The sequence below is a fragment of the Flavobacterium sp. genome, assembly GCF_050696275.1.
Taxonomy (GTDB): domain Bacteria; phylum Bacteroidota; class Bacteroidia; order Flavobacteriales; family Flavobacteriaceae; genus Flavobacterium.
Genome location: NZ_JBOGUT010000012.1, coordinates 64,447 through 85,652, shown reverse-complemented (window position 1 = coordinate 85,652; position 21,206 = coordinate 64,447). Strand labels below are relative to the sequence as shown.

General features: G+C 36.9%; 18 protein-coding genes. 9 read left to right on the top strand and 9 right to left on the bottom strand.

Annotated elements, in window-relative coordinates; translation table 11 throughout:
* Positions 1–114: 114 nt before the first annotated feature.
* From ACRDEC_RS08280 to ACRDEC_RS08240, 9 genes are all read right to left on the bottom strand, one after another.
* The gene (locus ACRDEC_RS08280) at positions 115–2,607 is read right to left on the bottom strand and encodes a beta-mannosidase (protein WP_431497863.1); all 2,493 of its coding nucleotides are present in this window, start codon (positions 2,605–2,607) and stop codon (positions 115–117) included.
* On the bottom strand, positions 2,607–3,281 hold the full coding sequence (locus tag ACRDEC_RS08275; protein ID WP_431497862.1) for a copper homeostasis protein CutC: 675 nt from the start codon (positions 3,279–3,281) through the stop codon (positions 2,607–2,609). Before ACRDEC_RS08275 ends, ACRDEC_RS08280 begins: the two co-directional genes overlap by 1 nt.
* Positions 3,282–4,277 carry a N(4)-(beta-N-acetylglucosaminyl)-L-asparaginase gene (locus tag ACRDEC_RS08270; RefSeq protein WP_431497861.1) on the bottom strand — a complete coding sequence of 332 codons (996 nt, stop codon included), beginning with the start codon at positions 4,275–4,277 and terminating at the stop codon, positions 3,282–3,284.
* Between the two features lie 13 nt (positions 4,278–4,290).
* Positions 4,291–6,561 (bottom strand): glycoside hydrolase family 20 protein, encoded by a 2,271-nt coding sequence (locus tag ACRDEC_RS08265; protein ID WP_431497860.1) that lies wholly within the window; start codon positions 6,559–6,561, stop codon positions 4,291–4,293.
* 97 nt (positions 6,562–6,658) lie between these two features.
* Positions 6,659–9,247, bottom strand: a complete 2,589-nt coding sequence (locus ACRDEC_RS08260) for a sodium-translocating pyrophosphatase (RefSeq protein ID WP_431497859.1) — start codon at positions 9,245–9,247, stop codon at positions 6,659–6,661.
* 111 nt (positions 9,248–9,358) lie between these two features.
* The gene (locus tag ACRDEC_RS08255; RefSeq protein WP_431497858.1) at positions 9,359–9,889 is read right to left on the bottom strand and encodes an inorganic diphosphatase; all 531 of its coding nucleotides are present in this window, start codon (positions 9,887–9,889) and stop codon (positions 9,359–9,361) included.
* A gap of 88 nt (positions 9,890–9,977) precedes the next feature.
* The gene (locus ACRDEC_RS08250; RefSeq protein ID WP_431497857.1) at positions 9,978–10,586 is read right to left on the bottom strand and encodes a DNA-3-methyladenine glycosylase family protein; all 609 of its coding nucleotides are present in this window, start codon (positions 10,584–10,586) and stop codon (positions 9,978–9,980) included.
* 93 nt (positions 10,587–10,679) lie between these two features.
* A complete protein-coding gene (locus tag ACRDEC_RS08245; RefSeq protein WP_431497866.1) occupies positions 10,680–13,148 on the bottom strand; it encodes a DUF5686 family protein in 2,469 nt (822 codons plus the stop codon).
* A gap of 71 nt (positions 13,149–13,219) precedes the next feature.
* Positions 13,220–14,197 (bottom strand): pyruvate dehydrogenase complex E1 component subunit beta, encoded by a 978-nt coding sequence (locus ACRDEC_RS08240; RefSeq protein WP_431497856.1) that lies wholly within the window; start codon positions 14,195–14,197, stop codon positions 13,220–13,222.
* Between the two features lie 378 nt (positions 14,198–14,575).
* On the opposite strand from ACRDEC_RS08240, the gene ACRDEC_RS08235 reads away from it, so the two are divergent.
* The 9 genes from ACRDEC_RS08235 (at position 14,576) to ubiE (ending at position 21,204) form a co-directional block, all read left to right on the top strand.
* Entirely contained in the window at positions 14,576–15,322 is a 747-nt protein-coding gene (locus tag ACRDEC_RS08235; RefSeq protein WP_431497855.1) for an electron transfer flavoprotein subunit beta/FixA family protein, read from the top strand.
* A 28-nt stretch (positions 15,323–15,350) separates the two neighbouring features.
* Positions 15,351–16,319, top strand: coding sequence for an electron transfer flavoprotein subunit alpha/FixB family protein (locus ACRDEC_RS08230; protein ID WP_431497854.1), 969 nt, complete (start codon positions 15,351–15,353; stop codon positions 16,317–16,319).
* Between the two features lie 262 nt (positions 16,320–16,581).
* Positions 16,582–17,208, top strand: a complete 627-nt coding sequence (locus ACRDEC_RS08225) for a bifunctional nuclease domain-containing protein (RefSeq protein ID WP_431497853.1) — start codon at positions 16,582–16,584, stop codon at positions 17,206–17,208.
* Positions 17,209–17,242: 34 nt separating this feature from the next.
* The gene (locus tag ACRDEC_RS08220; RefSeq protein WP_431497852.1) at positions 17,243–18,067 is read left to right on the top strand and encodes a thymidylate synthase; all 825 of its coding nucleotides are present in this window, start codon (positions 17,243–17,245) and stop codon (positions 18,065–18,067) included.
* Between the two features lie 196 nt (positions 18,068–18,263).
* Positions 18,264–18,932, top strand: a complete 669-nt coding sequence (locus ACRDEC_RS08215; RefSeq protein WP_431497851.1) for a toxin-antitoxin system YwqK family antitoxin — start codon at positions 18,264–18,266, stop codon at positions 18,930–18,932.
* Positions 18,917–19,117 carry an energy transducer TonB gene (locus ACRDEC_RS08210; RefSeq protein WP_431497865.1) on the top strand — a complete coding sequence of 67 codons (201 nt, stop codon included), beginning with the start codon at positions 18,917–18,919 and terminating at the stop codon, positions 19,115–19,117. The genes ACRDEC_RS08215 and ACRDEC_RS08210 overlap by 16 nt, the downstream gene beginning before the upstream one ends.
* Before the next feature lie 52 nt (positions 19,118–19,169).
* Positions 19,170–19,499 (top strand): 2TM domain-containing protein, encoded by a 330-nt coding sequence (locus ACRDEC_RS08205; RefSeq protein ID WP_431497850.1) that lies wholly within the window; start codon positions 19,170–19,172, stop codon positions 19,497–19,499.
* 6 nt (positions 19,500–19,505) lie between these two features.
* Positions 19,506–19,994 carry a dihydrofolate reductase gene (locus ACRDEC_RS08200; RefSeq protein WP_431497849.1) on the top strand — a complete coding sequence of 163 codons (489 nt, stop codon included), beginning with the start codon at positions 19,506–19,508 and terminating at the stop codon, positions 19,992–19,994.
* Positions 19,995–20,472: 478 nt separating this feature from the next.
* Positions 20,473–21,204 carry a bifunctional demethylmenaquinone methyltransferase/2-methoxy-6-polyprenyl-1,4-benzoquinol methylase UbiE gene (ubiE, locus tag ACRDEC_RS08195; protein ID WP_431497848.1) on the top strand — a complete coding sequence of 244 codons (732 nt, stop codon included), beginning with the start codon at positions 20,473–20,475 and terminating at the stop codon, positions 21,202–21,204.
* The last annotated feature ends 2 nt before the right edge of the window (positions 21,205–21,206 follow it).

Sequence of the window (21,206 nt, the reverse complement as noted above, 5' to 3'; positions counted from 1 at the left end):
TAAAAGACCACATTTGAGTTTAAATATGAAAACACCTAACTTTGTATATGAAAAAACCAGTGAAGTTAACTTCACTGGTTTTAATTAATTTATTGTAAAACTTGTCAACCTATTTTAGGACGACTCAATAGTATCAAACAAGGATTGCACAGTCAGAATGGGCCTGTCTTTTTTAGTATTAGAAATAACCACTCTTTTTTTCTGACCAGGCAGTAAATCGAAATAATTATCGCTAAAAAAAGCAGCATCCGCAGTAATAAAAACATTTTTGGCTAATGTATCTGTGGTGATTTCTATCGTGTTCTCATCAATATAAACAACAGAAATCTTCGGTTTTTTAAGTTCCAGATTCTTCGGTTTTTCAAAATAATAAAATACTTCTTTTTCTTCCGCATGAGGTAGAATTAATTTCACAGAGAGCACAGCCTGTTTCGGATCAAATTTCGGCAACTCGTTCTTATCAATCTCAAAATAAACTTTACTGTTATTTTCTTCTATTTGAATTTTCGCCTCTTTATTCCATAAAATTTTCCCGTTAAAACTGGTAAGCTTCAATTCAAATTTTCCGTTTTTTGAAGTCAGTTCATCATTTACAACATATATTTTATATTGATTATCTTCTTCATTAACCGAAACCAAAACGGGTTCAAAACTTCTTTTTACCTGATATTGAAAGGCTTTCCAATTGCCAAAATAATCAACCGAACTCCATGAAGTGACCGGCCAGCAGTCGTTTAGCTGCCAAAACAAAGTTCCCATACAGTATGGCTTTGCCCGCCTGTGAGCCTCAATAGCTTTTTTCATTCCTTCAGCTTGCAAGAGTTGGGAAACATAAATATAACTTTCAAACTTGGTTGGAATTTTATAATCCCGCTCCATATAGGTTTGAATAGTTTGGTATCCCGTAGGATGTTTTTGATGACTTTTGATCGTTTCAGAAGCAAAATTTAATTCATCATCAGCGGCAAGCTTTCTAAAGGTTTCAATACTTGGCATTCCCTGAAAACCATATTCCGACATAAAGCGTCCTACTTTTTTCTCATAAATTTCAAAAGGTTCCATTCCCCACCAGACACCCCAATAATGAGAATCACCCTCCGACAAGCTTTCTTTTCTTCCCCAGCCTATAGAAGGTGATGAAGGCCAATACCTGCTTTTTTCCGGAGTTAATAAACTGTCTAACGTTGTTGGAATCATTTCATGGAATACTTTTTTGTAACCGCTCCAGATTTTCGTTGAATCTGCCTGGGAGTACTTATATTGTTTTTGCCAGCCCCAGTTTTTCCATCCTTCGTCATTTTCATTATTACCGCACCATAGAGCAATGCTCGGATGATGCTGTAAACGATTGACATTATCAATAACTTCTTTTTTTACATTATCAACAAAGTGATCGTCACTTGGATACATGGCACAGGCAAACATAAAATCCTGCCAGACCAATATCCCATTTTTATCGCATTCATCATAAAAAGCATCATCGGCATAGACACCTCCACCCCAAACCCGAAGCATATTCATATTGGCCACGACCGCATTTTTAACTATCCCTTTATAAACACTGTCTTTCGCTCGGGGCAGAAAACTATCCGGCGGGATATAATTGGCTCCCTTCATAAAAACAGGAATTCCATTGAGTTTGAAATAAAAACTTTTCCCGGATTTGTCTTTATCCTGAACTAATTCGATGGTTCTGAGTCCGATATTCATCTCTTTTTTACTCAGAACCGTATTTTTACGGGAAAGTGAAATAGAAAACGGATACAAATAAGCTTCACCAAGTCCATTGCTCCACCAGCGTTTTGGTTTTTCGACAAGGTATTTTACAACAATGTTATTTTTTCCTTTTCTCAGTTGAACCGTTGCTGCTTTCTCATTAATTACCAGTTGATATTCCCCATTTGAATTGCTTACTATTTCAGTAATAAATTCCAAATTTGCTTGGTCATCAGACAATGATTTTTGAATGTATTTTATATTGGAAATGGAAGCTGAATTCCAAAAAACCAATTTTACATCCTTCCAAATTCCTGCTGTTACAAAGCGAGGCCCCCAATCCCAACCAAATTGATATTGCGCTTTTCGGGTGAAAACTTTTTCATCTCCAGGCAAGATATACGGTATTTTTTTCACTTCTTCTTTCCCTTTCTTAACAGCTGATTCAAAAAGGATATTAATTTTATTTTCACCTGCTTTCAACTTATTCTTAACATCGATTTTCCATGTACGGAACATATTATCTGCCTCAAGAATAAGCTTATTATTGAGATACACTTTTGCATACGTATCCAGTCCGTCAAATTGTAATTCGACAACTTCATTTTTTAATTCCTGATTCGAAATTGAAAAAACGGATTCATATTCCCAATCTTCGTTTTCGATTCCCTGCAGCTGTTTTTCATTTGTGCCAAAAAAAGGATTTTCTATCGCTTTATTGTTGAATAAATCAGTGTGAACAGTTCCCGGAACAGTTGCTTTGAGCCAATTTTTATCGTTTTTACTTCTGAAATTCCAAGTCTCGGAACCTAAATTTCTTTCAGAAGTTTGCGCAGCTGCAGCTATTGGCAAAAATAAAATCAGAAGGTATTTTAAAATAATCTTGTTCATTATTGCAAGTTCGCTTTTAGCAGTTTAACCTCATCTCCGTTTGCCGTTTCTGTACCGTCAATAATAGCTGAAGAATGGTAAAAGGCAGCATTCGTTTTTGTTTTCAGTAAATTAATATTGGAAGAACGCAAACCACTTCCCGGCATAATTGCAATCCTGTCTTTTGCTTTTTCGACCAATTTTGCCAAAATGCCAATACCATCTACAACATTTTTTCCTTGTCCGGAAGTCAATATCGTTTTAAAGCCGCAACTAATACTATCTTCCAAGGATTGAACCACATTATCAACCACATCAAAAGCCCTATGAAATGTACAAGGCAATGGATTTGCCAATGCGATTAATTCTGTATTCTGCACTTTATTGACACTTCCGTCCTCGTTTAAAATTCCGAAGACAAAACCATCTACCTGTATTTTTTTAAATTGATTGATTTCTGATTTCATCTGCTCAAATTCCGCATCAGAATACACAAAATTCCCTCCTCTTGGTCGAATCATCACATATAAAGCAACTGACAATTCTTCCCTGACCGATTTGGTAGTTTCGAAATCAGGAGTTGTTCCGCCTTCCTTCATGTTAGCGCAAAATTCTACTCTATCGGCTCCATTTTCTTGAGCAATAATGGCCGATTCCAGATTGAAGCAAGCAATTTCAAGTTGGTACTTTTTCATTTATTTTAAAAAATAATCCGCGTCAATTAACCGGTTACCCGAAGTATCATTTACAGCAAAATTGAAACCGCCCTGAACACAGTAAGCTCCGTATTCTCCTTTTTTATTCAAAGCAATAAAACCGACCTGAATATCTTTCAGATTTTTATTTCTAAGCTTGGTCAGCTTTACAATTCTGCTTACGGCTTCTTCACATGCTTTTTGCGGAGATTTTCCCTGACGCATTAACTCGACTACCAGATGACAGCCGGAAATCCGAATCACCTCTTCACCATGACCTGTTGCCGTTGCAGCTCCAATTTCGTTATCGACATACAATCCCGCACCGATAATAGGAGAATCTCCCACACGCCCATGCATTTTAAAAGCCATTCCACTTGTAGTACAGGCTCCGGAAAGATTTCCGTTGCTATCTAACGCAATCATTCCAATGGTGTCGTGATTTTCAATATTAGCGATTGGTTTATACTGGCTTGTTTTGAGCCATTCCTTCCACTCTTTTTCAGACTCTTCCACCAATAAATTTTCTTTAACAAAACCCTGCGACAGAGCAAACTGAAGCGCTCCATCTCCAACTAACATTACGTGAGGCGTTTTTTCCATCACTGCCCTAGCCACTGCAATAGGGTGCTTAATATGCTCCAAACAGGCCACTGAACCTATATTGGCATTTTCATCCATAATACAGGCATCGAGTGTTACGCGCCCATCTCTGTCCGGTCTTCCGCCATAACCAACACTTCGTTCTTTTGGATCTCCTTCGGGAACTTTTACTCCTGCTTCTACAGCATCTAAAGCCCGTCCTTTATTTTTCAATATTTCCCAAGCCGCGCCATTCGCCTGAACACCAAAATTCCAGGTAGAAATCACAATGGGTTTATTCTCTTTTTCTAATGAAATAACATTTTCTTCTTCCGGCTTTCCTGTAAACGAAGGCAATGCAGCTGCTACCGAAGCCATAGCTGCAGTCTTTAAAAAATTTCTACGATTTGTCATAATTCTTTATTTTTTATTCCACCATGATTTCATCAACAAACAGCCATGCATCGGCCCCTGCTCCTTCTTTTCCATCGGGGATTTTGCCTGCATTTTGTGCAATTACTTTTATAAATTTAGCCTTTTCTTTGCTAAAATTAACCGAAATAATCCCTTTCATTTCAGTAATTTCCAACAATGAGATCTGCTTGATTTTTTTAAAATCCTTACCATTTTCCGATGTCAGAATCTCAATACTTTTTGGATAATAAATCCAACTTCCTTCATTGGAAAGCACGTCAATAGTAACTTTCGAAACCGTTTTGTTTTTACCTAAATTAATGACCGCATCCAAATCCTTGCCCCAAAAACCCAACCAATCTCTGCCATACTTTTGCATATTGCCACGCATTCCGTCAACCAAAGTAAAAGCACCTCCAATAGCATAATTCTCGTGTGGCGGCGTTTTCAGAACAATGCTTTTTCCTGTTGATTTTGTGATAAAGAAAGATTGTTCAATAATGGCGCTTTTTTGCTTTGCATTTTCAAAATTAGCAGCTTTAACTGTTGTGTTTTTGGAAATTATTAAGGGATTCAAATACGTTTTGGAATGTATTGATGGGTTTTCTCCATTGGTTGTGTATCGGATTCCTGAATTGTCATAAGCTGAGTTCAAACTAAATGAAACTCCATTATTTCCTTTTGAAGGATTTACTTTCGCTGTTATTTCGAAAATAGCTTTACTGTAATTTACGTCCATTTTATCCAGCAACACAAAATGCTTCACCAATCTGTTTTGAAAATCTTTGTAATTAGCAGCGTCTGAAGTTCCCCAAACTACTTCTGCCAAAGCAGCCATGCGGGGCATTATCATGTATTCTACATGTTTCGGATTGTCCATATATTCTGTCCAGACATTTCCCTGTGCTCCCAAAATATATTTAGCCTCATCAGGCGAAAGGGTTGCCGGTGTCGGTTCGTAGGAATACACTTTTTCAACGGTAGTATAACCTCCTATAGCAACCGGTTCATTTTTTGGTTCTCCCTGATAATGATCAAAATAACAATGGGAACCCGGAGTCATAACGGCAAAATGATGTTGTTTTGCTGCGGCAATTCCTCCTTCGGTGCCACGCCAGCTCATAACAGCAGCATTTGGAGCTAATCCGCCTTCAAGGATTTCATCCCAACCTATTATTTTTCTTCCTTTGGCATTTATAAATTTTTCAATCCGTTTGATAAAATAACTTTGCAGTTCGTGTTCGTCTTTTAGACCTTCTTTTTTAATTAAAGCCTGGCAATGCGGACATTTTTTCCATCTTGTTTTCGGGCTTTCATCACCGCCAATGTGAATATATTCTGAAGGAAACAATGCCATAACTTCGGTTAAAACATTTTCCAAAAATTCAAATGTTTCTTCTTTAGGGCAGTACACATCTTCTAAAACTCCCCATTTCTGAGCAACTTCGAAAGGGCCTCCTGTACAGGATAATTCTGGATAGGCCGCTAAAGCAGCTTGTGAATGACCAGGCATTTCTATTTCAGGAACAACCGTAATGTGGCGTTCTTTGGCGTAAGCCACAATTTCTTTTATTTCCCCCTGAGTGTAAAAACCGCCATACGGTTTGCTGTCGAATTTCTGGTCGTTATAATGTCCTACCATCGAGCCTTTTCGCCAGGCACCTACTTCGGTTAGTTTTGGGTATTGCTTAATTTCGATACGCCATCCCTGATCATCAGTTAAATGCCAATGAAAAGTATTCATCTTATACATTGCCATATAATCGATGTACTTTTTGATAAATTCCTTAGAAAAAAAATGGCGTCCTACATCAAGATGCATTCCTCTCCATTCGTATTTTGGCTCATCATTAATCTTTACCGATGGAATATTTAACACTCCGTTTTGAACAGGCAGCAACTGTGACAATGTTTGGAAAGCGTAGAAAATTCCAGCACTTCCCTTTGAAGCTATTTCAATTTCAGAAGAAGAAACCTCCAACTGATAGGCGCTTATTGCTTTATTTTCGGTGTTGCTTCTTTGAATCTTAATCGTGTTTATGGAGCTTTTTGAATTATCGAGCACCTGCAATTCAAACCCATAATTGGCTTTTAAAAACGCATTGAATACATCAACTTCATTTTTAAATTCTAAATCATTAAGGATAATTTTTGTGCTTTGGCTTAAAGTAAAATTTCCTTCGTTTAATTTAATGGAGACCGGTTTTGGGATTAACGTTAATTGATTCTGGGAAAATGCAACAGTTGTGAACAATAAAAGTAGTAATACCTTGCTTTTAAACATTTTGATTTGTGTGTTTGTAGTTTTGCTAAAATTAAATAAAAAACTACAAAAAAAGCCTTACAAAATGCAAGGCTTTAAAAAATTTATAACAAGTTGGTTATTTCTTTTTGAATTCTTCAATCTTTGCGGTTACTTCAGCATCAGTTCCTTCAAATGTTTTAACATCATCAGCTGTTTTACCATTTTCAGTTGTTGAAGTGGTAATGATTGCTTTTACTTTGCCATTCAAATTCGTTTTTTCAATCGAAATCTGTTTGGAAACCTCCTTTTTCATTCCTTCAGCAGGAGTTGCACAACAAGCCTTTTTACAGTCTTTGGCACCTGTAAATTTTCCGTTTTCGTCAAAATGTGCCATACACGCTGCTTTTTCATCTGCAGTACATCCCATTTCATCACACATCTTGGCGCATTCTTCTTTAGTCATCATTGGCATTTTAGAAGCATCGCATTTCATTTCCATTTTTACTTCAGACACAGCGCAACAGGAAGCCATTTTGGTTCCTTCTGAGTGTCCGTTACCTAAAATCGGAGCCATTACCAATCCAATTAAACACGTTAGTTTAATTAAAATATTCATTGAAGGCCCAGAAGTATCTTTGAATGGATCACCAACAGTATCTCCCGTTACGGCTGCTTTGTGAGCATCAGAACCTTTATAAGTCATTTCACCATTAATCATTACACCTGCTTCAAAAGATTTTTTAGCATTATCCCAAGCTCCTCCGGCATTATTTTGAAAAATTGCCCAAAGTACTCCTGAAACAGTTACACCTGCCATATATCCTCCCAGCATTTCAGCTATCAGTTGGTGATTATCTCCATAAATCAGCAATCCTAATAAAACAATAGCAATTGGGAAGCCGATAGTCAAAATTCCCGGCAACATCATTTCACGTAATGCAGCTTTTGTAGAAATCTCAACGCATTTACCATATTCCGGTTTTCCGGTTCCTTCCATAATTCCTGGAATTTCCTTAAACTGACGACGTACTTCGTACACCATATCCATTGCTGCTTTTCCAACAGAATTCATTGCCAATGCAGAGAAAACTACCGGAATCATTCCACCCACGAATAACATCGCTAAGACCGGTGCTTTAAATATATTGATTCCATCAATTCCTGTAAACGTTACGTAAGCTGCAAATAATGCCAATGAAGTTAATGCCGCCGAAGCAATTGCAAAACCTTTACCGGTTGCAGCTGTGGTGTTTCCAACTGAGTCCAAAATGTCAGTACGCGTACGGACTTCTTTTGGCAATTCACTCATTTCTGCAATTCCGCCTGCGTTATCAGAGATTGGTCCAAAAGCGTCGATTGCTAATTGCATCGCTGTTGTAGCCATCATTGCAGAAGCAGCCAAAGCCACACCGTAAAATCCAGCCAAAGCATAAGAAGACCAAATTGCTGCTGCAAATATTAAAACTGTTGGAAATGTAGAAACCATCCCTGTTGCCAAACCGGCAATTACGTTTGTTCCAGCACCTGTACTCGATTTTTGAACAATTGCCAAAACGGGTTTCGTCCCTAAACCTGTATAATATTCTGTTACTGAAGAAATAACCCCGCCCACAACTAAACCAACAATCGTAGCATAAAATACTCTCATGGAAGAAATTTGTTGTGCGGCTTCTCCGAAGAATTTCATTGTCATTACTTCCGGCAACATATAACGAACCAGAAAAAAGCAAGAGATTGCTGTTAAAACGATAGAAACCCAGTTTCCAACATTTAGTGCGCCCTGGACCTGTTTTTCTTTGGCCTCATTGTCTTTAATTTTTACTAACATGGTTCCGATGATAGAAAATAAAATCCCAAAACCGGCAATAGCCATCGGTAATAAAATTGGGCCAATTCCCCCAAATGCATCTTCAATTTTTCCGCCCATGTCTTTGATAACATAATTACCAAGTACCATAGCTGCTAAAACAGTCGCAACATAAGAACCGAATAAATCGGCACCCATACCCGCAACGTCTCCTACGTTATCACCTACGTTATCTGCAATGGTAGCAGGATTACGAGGATCATCTTCAGGAATACCGGCTTCCACTTTACCCACTAAGTCAGCACCGACATCAGCAGCTTTAGTATAAATACCTCCACCAACACGGGCAAACAAAGCAATAGATTCTGCTCCTAGAGAAAAACCTGCCAATGTTTCCAAAACCACAGTCATATCTTCAGTAGAAGTCCATGTCCCGTTCATAAAGAATTGGAAAAAGAAAATAAAGAAAGAAGTCAAGCCTAAAACAGCTAAACCGGCAACGCCTAATCCCATAACTGTTCCACCGCCAAAAGAAACTTTTAACGCCTGTGGCAAACTTGTACGGGCTGCCTGTGTAGTTCTGACATTGGTTTTAGTAGCAATTTTCATCCCCATATTTCCGGCCAAAGCTGAAAATATCGCACCAAATATAAAAGCAACTACTATTAATATATTTGTTTTAACTCCCGGAATAAAAGTAATTCCTCCTAAAACTATACTCGCCCCAATAACGAAGAAAGTCAATAATCTGTATTCTGCTTTAAGGAAAGCCAATGCTCCTTCGTAAATATGATCTGAAATCTCTTTCATTTTGCCGTCTCCGGCATCTTGCTTAAGCACCCAGGATCTTTTTGCGGCCATAAATGCAAGGCCTATTAATGCCATAACTATTGGCACATAAATCATCATTGAATTCATAATTAGTTTTTGGTTAGTTAATTAATTCTTGTAAATATAACCACCAATATAAATAAAAAAGCAACATTTTAATTAAAATGTTGCTTTTTTATTAAACTAGATTACTAACAATTATTTAATGCTGAATAATCCTTCCGGTTTGTTTTCAATATCTTCAAAACGTTTTACACATTCTTCCATGATTCTTTGAGCTTCTTTCACATCTCCCCAACCTTCTACATCAACCGTTTTGTTTTCAAGATCTTTATACACTTGAAAAAAGTGCTCGATCTCTTTTAAAAGGTGCGGATTAATATCATCCAAATCGTTTAGTTTGTTCCAGATTGGATCAGAAACAGGAACACAGATAATTTTTTCATCCGGTCCTTTATCGTCTGCCATGTGGAAAACACCAATAGGTTTTACTTCAATTACACAACCAGGAAAAGTTGGCTTCGTCACCAATATCAAGACGTCTAACGGATCACCGTCAAGTGCCAAAGTTTCAGGAATAAAACCATAATCTGCCGGATACATCATAGAAGAAAACAACATACGGTCGAAACGCATTCTTTTTAATTCGAAATCGTACTCGTATTTATTTCTGCTACCTCTTGGAATTTCAACTAGGACGTCGAAAGTTTTTACTTTATCAGCTGTCATTTTCTATATCTTTTACTTTTTTTGAGGGTGCAAAAGTACTGCAAAAAAATGATTTTTCAAGTATTCTGTATAAAGAGTTTACAATTTCTTAGTATTGATACGTTATTTTTCTTCCTCTTTTTTTAAGATAATAATGCCAAAGCAAAAATGAGGCTAACGTTCTGTGTGGAGCCCAGTTTTGAGCATACACTTCCATTTCCTGCTTGTCATGAATTTCAAGCAATTCTTTAATGGTATTTACTATGGCAACATCACCAAACGGGATAACATCAGGAGATTGCAGACTGAACATCAGATAGACATCGATCGTCCAGTTTCCAATACCCTTGATTTTTATGAGTTCTTCCCGGACTTGCTGCGATGATTTAGCAACTAAACTAGCTAAATCCAGCTGTTTTTCTAAAATCGCTTCCGACAGGCATTTGATGTATTTTGCTTTTTGACGGCTTACTCCAAAAACCCTGAATTCTTCTTCCGTCAGGTGAATTAAAGCCGATGGTTCAATTACCGAAACAGATGTTCTCATTCGCAAAAAAGTAGCTTTTGCCGAATCGATGGAAACCTGTTGCTCTAAAATCAATAACACCAGTGTTTCAAATCCCTGCGGACGGCTCGGAATAACCGGCAATCCATACATATCGATGATGTCCTTGAAAATTTTATCTTTTTGGGAAAGAAAATCAATAGCTGATTGCATACCTGTTTGTTTTAGCCCCGATAAAAGTGAAAATCCTTTTCTGTCAATTCTTTATTGACAGAAAAGATTGTAACGGATAGCGGGAAATAGCTTCTAAAAATAAAATCCGAATGATCCTTTAACTGTAAACTTTTTAGCATCCGGCAGATTTAAATAACTTCCTCTCCAGGCAAAATCAAGTCGGAAAACCTTAAAAATATTAGCCACTCCGGCATGATATTCCCAATACCCGTTTACCGGCGCAATGTAATTCAATCCGGAAGCATTAATGGCTCTGTTTTCATCCGAAACACTGCCGTAAACCGCTTTAACCCCGACGATTTCTCTCCAGTTCAATTTTTTCATGAATGGAATTCTGGAGAAAATACGACCATTAAAATGATGTTCTAAATGCAATGAAGTATATTGATCTGTTATAAACTCATAATAATTCATCAGATTATACGTATTGTCAATCACAAAATAAGATTGATTCCCCGGCACAACTGCCATTAATCCTAACGGCACTTCACCAAAAATCTTTCCTACTTCAAAAGTAGAGAACAAACGTCCCATTCCTCCTAAATAAATAGGCTGCCTGTAGTACAATTGCAGCTTTTGGTAATTGAAATCGCTGTTAAATACTCCTTTTAGTCCCTGGCTGTAATTCACAAAAACTCTTGGATAATAATTATCAACTTCCAGGCGTTCAACTCCGTAACCTACTACTTTACGTTTTGGTGTGTAATCAAATCCGAATGTGATTTCAGATTGTTTTACGTCCGATTTTATAGTTCCGTTGGAGAAATAATCCAAACTGAAAGTTGGCGAAGCGGATTCTAAAGTTCTATAAGAGAACCCGGTTTGAAAAATCAGGTTTTTAATCGGCTCGATTTCGGCGGCAAAGGACGTCAGGTTTACATTAGTCAGCTTGCTGTTGTCTCCGCTGGCAAAAAAAGAAGAAGAGGCAAAACTTCGTCCCAGCACATCATTTGAAGTCGTCAGACTCACCCCAATCTGCTCAACATCACGACGATTTCCTCCCGAAATAATAATCCGGTTTTTCTTGTCTACCATCCATTTTCCAGAAATACCGTATTTGAATTTGTTGTCTTTAAAACCATAGGCCGTATACGCCTGAATCCTCCATGGATCGTTTGACCCAAAATACGTTCTTCCTCCAAATCGCAATCGCTGTCCTTCTACGTCATTGTAACCAAAGATTGAAAATATAGGCCCGTAATCGATATTCCCTTTATTTATATAACCGCTAGCCAAAATAGTCGCCAGATTGTATAGTTTCTTAAACTTTTTGACTGTTTTAAGTGTATCCAGCATTTTATAAACCCCTAGTTCGTCTTTACTGAGGTTTTCCATTCGGTTTTCATTCCAGAATTCTTCTGTTTTATTGTAAACACTCTGATCAAAGTCATTTACATCACTCTTATAAAACTTATCCGGCTTGACAATATTAAATTGATGGTCGCTATATAAAGTAGTTCTTTTTCCGTAAACTCCTTTGGAAGATTCCTTTTTACTTAAGGCAAAATCCGACATCATGTAATCTCTTTTCAACAGAAAAACAGAATCGCTAAGCACGTCGAATTCCTGCTCAATGTAAATATCTTTTACCCAGTTGATGTTGGCACTTTTTGATGCCGCCATGTTTATTTTCTTGATGGCAAACGTAGTGTCGTTAACCCAAAAGTCACCTTTAAAAGTCAACTCATTTTTTCTGCGCGGATAGTAAACAATATTGTAACACCATTTGTTGTCTATAAAAGTACTATCGCTCAATACATAATTATAGGTGTTGATTCCCGTTCTGGACAAAGGGCTAACAAAATTCTTATCGAAGAAATTCAGGTAATTATTATAAATATCATATTCGGAATACAAATCCTTAATAAAGGTGTCTACTCCGTTTCCGTCGCCCAAACCTGAATTTTTATTCGCTTTTAGAATTTCTTTCTTTTTCCCATTGGTATTATCTCCGTACACATCATATAAAGATTCATTGATGAATATAGGCAGATAGGTTTTCCCGGTGATTTTGGAAGTATCAATTTGTTTGAAGATGAATTCCAGTCCTTTGAATACTTTATTTTTCATAAATGCCGAATCGATAGAATTCATATCAAACTCTACTTTTTCGTACTTATTCATCTGGTATTGGTTGAATAAATGCAAGCCGTTCCTTCTTTTTCTCTCCCAAATTTTCCGAAGAATATCCAATGCCGGATTGTTCTTTTTGGACGTTTTCCCCGAATAAATCTTTACCTCCTGAAGTACATTTGCAGCTGCAAACGATATTTTCATATTGTAGTTAACTGATTTTGAAAGTGTAATTTCTTTGGTTTCAAAACCAACATAAGAAACAACCAAAATCTTTCTGTCTTCTTGAGATTCCAGATAAAACCTACCGTTTTCATCGGAAGTAACGCATTCGCGGGTTCCTTTAAAACAAACATTGGCATACGGAATTGTTTGGTTCATGTCGTCATATACCACTCCACTTACTTTTGTCTGTCCAAAAGCAGCTGCAACAAATAGCAAACTTATCAGGGTAAAAATATTCTTCATAGGAAAAAAAAACTTCATCAGATTATGATGAAGTTTCAAATATAGTTATTTTATTAATTGACAAATGCCAATTATTTATACATTACTTTCTTTACTGCTTTAATTACATCCTGAGCATTAGGCAACCATTCTTTTAACAAGGTTGGCGAATACGGTGCTGGCGTATCTGCTGTAGTGATTCTTTGAATTGGTGCATCAAGAAAATCAAAAGCACGCTCCTGAACGATATACGTAATTTCCGAAGCAACTGAAGCGAATGGCCAGGCTTCTTCTAATACTACTAATCGGTTCGTTTTCTTAACTGAGGTTAAAATTGCCTCATAATCCATCGGACGAACGGTACGCAAATCGATAATTTCACAAGAAATACCTTCTTTAGCTAATTCCTCTGCAGCAATATAAGCTTCTTTAATGATTTTTCCGAAAGAAACAATAGTTACATCTGTTCCTTCGCGTTTAATATCAGCAACACCTAGCGGAATGATATAATCTTCCTCAGGCACTTCTCCTTTGTCTCCATACATCTGCTCTGATTCCATGAAGATTACAGGATCATTATCACGGATAGCCGCTTTAAGCAACCCTTTAGCATCATAAACAGTACTTGGCACCACTACTTTTAAACCCGGAGTATTAGCAAACCAATTTTCAAAAGCCTGTGAGTGTGTCGCTCCTAATTGCCCTGCCGAAGCTGTTGGTCCGCGAAAAACCATCGGCATTGGAAATTGACCCGCACTCATCTGGCGCATTTTTGCAGCGTTATTGATAATCTGATCGATACCTACTAAAGAAAAGTTGAACGTCATATATTCCACAATAGGACGGCATCCGTTCATAGCTGAACCCACAGCAATCCCGGCAAAACCAAGTTCGGCAATAGGTGTGTCAATTACTCTTTTTGGTCCAAATTCATCCAGCATTCCTTTGGAAGCCTTGTAAGCTCCGTTGTATTCTGCCACTTCTTCACCCATTAAGTATACTGACTCGTCGCGACGCATTTCTTCACTCATCGCTTCACAAATGGCTTCTCTAAATTGTATCGTTCTCATATTATATATGTATCTCTGTAAAATTGAACAGCAAAAATAAAAATTTTAAATTAGTTATCGATTATATAATGAGTTTAATGATGAATTTATTTTAAAAAAAAGCCAGATCAACGGCCATTAGGGCAAAAAGCACCCGGATTGTATTCTTATGGCACTTTAACAGCACTTTGACGGCGCTTTGACGGCGCTTTAACGGCGCTTTAGACTTACTCTAACTCTTTGCCTTCACTTCCTGTATTTAGCTACTGTGTTCATTCCCCTATACTTAAAATAAATTCACATCGAAATACTATAAAAAAATATTATGCATGCATAGTAAATAATTCAAATTTTATGCTATTTTTGTATTCCGATTTTAAGAACCAAATACACAAAAAAATGAAAATATTAGTTTGCATCAGTCACGTTCCTGATACTACTTCAAAAATTAATTTTACCAATGGTGATTCAGAATTTGATACCAATGGTGTACAATATGTAATTAACCCAAATGATGAGTTTGGTTTAACAAGAGCCATCTGGTTCCAAGAGCAGCAAGGAGCAAACGTAACTGTTGTTAATGTTGGAGGTCCTGATACTGAACCAACTTTAAGAAAAGCATTGGCTATTGGTGCTAACGAAGCAATCCGTATCAATGCTAACCCAACCGACGGTTTATTTGTTGCAAAACAATTGGCAGAAGTAATCAAAACCGGCGGCTACGATTTAGTAATTGCAGGAAGAGAATCACTGGATTATAACGGCGGAATGGTTCCGGGTATGATTGCAGGAATCTTAGGAGATAATTTTGTAAACTCTTGTATCGATTTAAAAATTGATGGCAATAACGTTACTGCAGTAAGAGAAATTGACGGCGGTAAAGAAACGGTTACTACAACTTTACCATTAATTGTTGGTGGTCAAAAAGGTCTTGTAGAAGAAAAAGACTTACGTATCCCTAACATGAGAGGTATCATGACCGCGAGAACCAAAGCATTGACTATTCTTGAGCCTGTTAGCGCAGATGCTTATACTAAGGCAGTGAAATTTGAAAAACCGGCTCCTAAACAAGCGGTTAAATTAATCAGTCCTGACAACCTTGACGAATTAATCAACTTATTACACAACGAAGCAAAAGTGATCTAAGCTTAAACTCTTTAAAATTTTAAAAATCATGTCAATATTAATATACGCAGAATCAGCAGAAGGTAAATTCAAGAAAGTCGCTTTCGAATTAGCTTCTTATGCAAAAAAAATAGCCGAAACTACAGGACAAACTGTTACCGCTTTAACCATAAACATCAGTGATGTATCCGAACTAAGCAAATACGGAGTAGATAAGGTATTAAAAGTAACAAACGATAAATTAGCCAACTTTACTGCAAAAGCATACGCTGATGCTGTAAAGCAAGCAGCTGAAAAAGAAAGTGCTAAATTAATTTTACTTTCCTCTACAACAGACAGTTTATACCTTGCACCGCTTGTATCTGTAGCACTTAACGCAGGTTTTGCTTCAAACGTGGTTGGATTGCCGGTAAACATGTCTCCTTTTCAGGTAAAAAGAAATGCATTCTCAAACAAAGCTTTCAACATTACTGAAATAGCTTCAGACATCAAAGTATTATGCTTAGGTAAAAACTCATACGGAATATTTGAAAATGCAGGCGCTGCGGCAGCTGAAGATTTTTCACCATCCATTTCAGATGCTGATTTTGGTGTAAAAGTACAATCTGTTGAAAAAGGTTCTGGAAAAGTAACTATTGCTGATGCAGATATCGTTGTTTCAGGAGGTCGTGGATTAAAAGGTCCTGAAAACTGGGGAATGCTGGAAGATTTAGCTGCTGTTTTAGGCGCAGCTACAGCATGTTCTAAACCTGTTTCGGATTTAGGATGGAGACCTCACAGCGAGCACGTAGGGCAAACAGGGAAACCGGTTGCTACAAATTTATACATCGCAGTAGGAATCTCAGGAGCTATCCAGCATATCGCAGGAATCAACTCTTCTAAAGTAAAAGTGGTAATCAATGCAGATGCAGATGCACCATTCTTCAAAGTAGCTGATTACGGAATTGTAGGTGATGCTTTCGAAATTCTTCCAAAATTAACAGAGAAATTAAAAGCTTTCAAAGCTCAAAATTCATAATCCTTTTAACGGATACCAAAACCATGAGCTACGTAATTCAAATTATGTAGCTCATTTTTTTTGTTTTCCGTTTCCTGAAGCCAAAGTTTTTTGTTACTTTGCATACCGCTTTCCTGCTATATGCAGTATCTTGTCAAAAGACAGCTTCAAGCCTCAAAATGACAAGGTTATCCGTTTTTTCAGGCAATGCGGCTAAACATTTTTACACCAGCAAACTATTTAAGCTTGATTTTTAGCAATCAATGCTTACTACTAAAAAATTATGAGTTTAGTAAAACTTACCATAAAAGGAATATCCTACAGTCAAACCCAAAATGGAGCGTATGCCCTTATTTTGAATGAGGTAGACGGAGACCGGAAATTACCCATCGTGATTGGCGCATTCGAAGCACAATCGATAGCCATTGCTCTCGAAAAAGAGATCAAACCTCCCCGCCCGCTGACGCATGACCTATTTAAAAACTTTGCTGACCGTTTTGACATTGTCATCAAACAGGTTATAATCCACAAATTAGTTGACGGTGTTTTTTACTCCAGTATGATTTGCGAACGTGATAAGATTGAAGAGATTATCGATGCCAGAACTTCTGATGCCATTGCACTGGCACTTCGTTTTAACGCCCCGATTTTCACTTATAAAAACATTCTGGACAAAGCTGGCATTTTCCTTAAGATAAATCCTGAAACTGAAAATCCGGACCAACAGAACATTGATGACATTCTTTCTGCTCCCGAAACTTTTGGATTAGAAGAAAGCAATGACAGCAAAAGCTCCTACGCTAAACACAGTCTGGCGGAACTTTACGATCTTTTGGACAATGCGGTACAGGAAGAAGATTATGAAAAAGCAGCCAAAATAAGAGACGAAATCTCAAAAAGAGAATCCTAAAAACATAGGAGTTCTAAGCATAAAGCCATAAAAGATGAAGCAGTATTTAGATTTAGTAAAGCACGTTTTAGAAAACGGAAACCAAAAAGGAGACAGAACAGGCACGGGAACGAAAAGTGTTTTCGGTTACCAGATCCGTTTTGATCTCGCCGAAGGATTTCCTATGGTGACTACCAAGAAACTGCATCTCAAATCGATCATTTACGAATTGCTGTGGTTCTTAAATGGTGACACTAATATTGATTATCTTAAAGAAAACGGTGTCAAAATATGGGACGAATGGGCTGATGAAAACGGCGACCTCGGACCTGTTTATGGCCACCAGTGGCGCAATTGGAATAGTGAAGAAATTGACCAGATTACAGAATTAATCGAAACACTGAAAACCAATCCTAACAGCCGCAGAATGTTAGTTTCAGCATGGAACCCAAGTGTTTTACCTGATACTTCAAAATCGTTTGCCGAGAATGTTGCTAACGGAAAAGCTGCTTTACCTCCTTGCCACGCCTTTTTTCAGTTTTACGTTGCCGATGGGAAATTATCCTGTCAGCTATACCAACGCAGTGCCGATATTTTCTTAGGAGTTCCTTTCAATATTGCTTCCTACGCTTTATTCACTATGATGGTCGCTCAGGTTTGTAATTTACAGGCTGGCGAATTCATCCATACTTTTGGCGACGCACACATTTACAACAACCACATGGAACAATTGGAACTGCAATTGTCACGTGAACCAAAACCATTGCCTAAAATGATTTTAAATCCAGCCATCAGCAATATCTTCGACTTTAAGTTTGAAGATTTTACTTTGGAAGGTTACGAGCCGCATGCCCATATAAAAGGAGCTGTAGCGATTTAAATTTTCATCATTATTCTACTCAAAATTTCCAAAAAATGAAAAACGTACTTTCAGCAGTATTGCTATTGGTTACAACGGCTCTTTTTTCTCAATCCATGAACGATAAAAAAAAATTTTAGATTCTCTCTGGAAAGAAACTACTGAAGGAAATCATAAATACATCAGGATTATTAAAGCATACAATACAGATAAAAACGTGTATGAAGTTGAAGATTATTATAAATCCGGCAAACTACAAATGAAAGGGACTTACAAAGATTTGGAAATAAATTATCCTATCGGTCTATTTACTTATTATTATGAAAACGGCAATAAAAAACAAATAAACAGTTTCGACTCAAACTCTAAACTTGACGGTGAATATACTACTTGGCACGAAAACGGAAAGAAGGAAACTTCAAGCAACTATGTAAATTCAAGACCCGAAGGAATAAAAACAATCTGGCATGAAAACGGGAATAAAAACGAAATTGCAGAGTACATCTATACTGATTCAGATCCGGATCATTATTATAAAATACTCCAGTTTTGGGACGAAAATAACAAGCAAACTGTTATTAATGGCAATGGCTTTTGTGATTTAAAGAGTAAGGTAGCAACCTTTTACGGCACAATCAAGGATGGTTATAAAGATGGTTTTTGGGAATTGAAATATTTTGACAGAAATCAATCGGCTACGGAAAGATATTCAGACGGAAAATTCATATCAGGAATCGGAACCCGTGAAGGCGATATTAAATATACTTACGATGTATTAGAAATGCAGCCGTCACCTAAAAAAGGATTTAATGATTTTTACAAATACATAGGCAATCATTTTAAGTTTACAGAAACAGCTAGAAAAACAACATTCAGGGTAAAATAATTCTCAATTTTACTATTGAAACAGACGGTAAAATATCAGAAATTAAGATTATGAAAGGCTTAGGATTTGGTTTGGACAAAGAAGCAATCCGAGTGCTTAAAAGTTATGAAGACTGGAATCCGGGTCAGCAAAGAGGCATAAATGTCAGAGTAAAATACAGTGTTCCTTTAAACCTAAAATTTTAAACTGCTAATTTTCAAAAAAAATTCTATCTTTAAATCCGTAAATAATTCTTTTATGGATAACAACCAACACGAACAATACGAATATGCCAGACAACGCCTCAAACAAAAAAAACGTTTGTATTACCACTTCGTATTCTTTGTTTTAGGCAGTATTTTTTCCTTAGTTGTCAACAAACTGCTCAACGTATATCCTGACACTCATTGGTTTTTATGGGTAATCACTATCTGGAGTTTCCTTTTTGTACTTCATTTTATCAGGGTCTTTATTACCGATAGCTTTATGAACAAAAACTGGGAGCGTACCCAAATTGACAAATTAATTGCCAAGCAGGAACGTAAAATAGAACAACTTCAAAAAGATTTAGACCCAAACAACAACTAAACCTCCATGATAACACTTATTGCAGCGGCTGGAGAAGACAACGAGTTGGGAAAAAACAATAACCTGCTCTGGCATTTACCGGACGATTTTAAGCGATTTAAAGCACTTACTTCGGGTCATTATATCATTATGGGAAGAAAGACTTTTGAAAGCTTCCCAAAACCATTGCCCAACCGCACACATATCATTATTACCCGAAGCGAAAATTACAAAGTTCCTGAGGGCTGTTTTGCAGTAAATTCTATTAAAAAAGCAATAGAAAGCTGCCCTAAGAACGAAACCATTTATATCATTGGCGGAGGAGAGATCTACAATCAATCAATAGAATTGGCAGATTGCATCGAATTGACCCGGGTACAAGGCCGCTTTGAAGCAGATGCCTTCTTCCCTGAAATCGATTTAAAAAAATGGGAACTGGTTACCTCCGAATTCCATGACAAAGACGAAAAACACACCTACGCATTTACTTTCGAAACCTATCGGAAAAGAGCATAAAAAACGCCTCATAAATAAATATGAGGCGTTTATTTATAAAATGTCAGGGTAAATCTCTTGAATCAAAATCATTTGTCATATATTGTTCAACCAATCTATATGGCCAATACATGGCTGAGACGAATCTCAAGCGTTATACTACCAAATACCACTAAGATAATATAACAAAAACTAAAATTTCCAAAAACAAATTTAACCCAAAGAACGTTTGTGCACTTCTTTACAATTGAAAAATCAATTGTGAATTTTGATTAAAGATAGTGAGATAAATTGTGCCAACTTATTTCATTATTTCTTACCACTCGATTAAATGAATCTATCGACATTTTATAAGGAGGTAAATTTAACAATTTTTTTTAATTACCACAACAACAAGTAGTTAGAATTTAATAAAAACGATTAACCCATTAAATTCATCGACGATTTACCTGTTTTCAAACATTCAGAATTTAATTTTATATTTGTTGAAATTTATTTTATGTCAATTAGTACAAAACCATACAAAGATTCTGACCTTGGAAAGAAAGAACAGGTCGCAAAAATGTTTGATACCATCTCCACAAAATACGATAATCTCAATCGTGTAATTTCGTTTGGTGTTGATGTGAAGTGGCGCAAAAAGATTCTGAAGATGGTTGCCCAGAAAAACCCTGAAACTATTCTTGATATTGCAACAGGAACAGGAGATCTAGCCATTTTATTAGCCAATACACAAGCAAAAAAAATCATAGGCCTTGACATTTCGGCCGGGATGCTTGAAGTAGGAAAACAAAAAATAGCACACAAGAACCTGTCAGACACCATAGAAATGGTTTTAGGTGATTCTGAAAAAATTCCTTTCGAAGATCATTCTTTTGATGTTGTAACGGTTGCCTTCGGTGTAAGAAACTTCGAAAACCTGGAACAAGGACTTTCTGAAATTTTACGAGTACTGAAACCCAATGGCCTTTTTGTGATCCTGGAAACTTCAGTCCCTGACAAATTCCCTTACAAACAAGGATACAGGTTTTATACTAAAAATATTTTACCTATTATTGGCAGACTTTTCTCAAAAGACAAAGTGGCTTACCAATATTTATCTGATTCCGCCTCAATTTTCCCTTATGGAGAACAATTGAACAATATTTTGCGTAAAATTGGGTTTATAGATGTAAAGCATCTGCCGCAAACTTTTGGAGTAGCAACAATTTATTCGGCTTCTAAAAAATAACA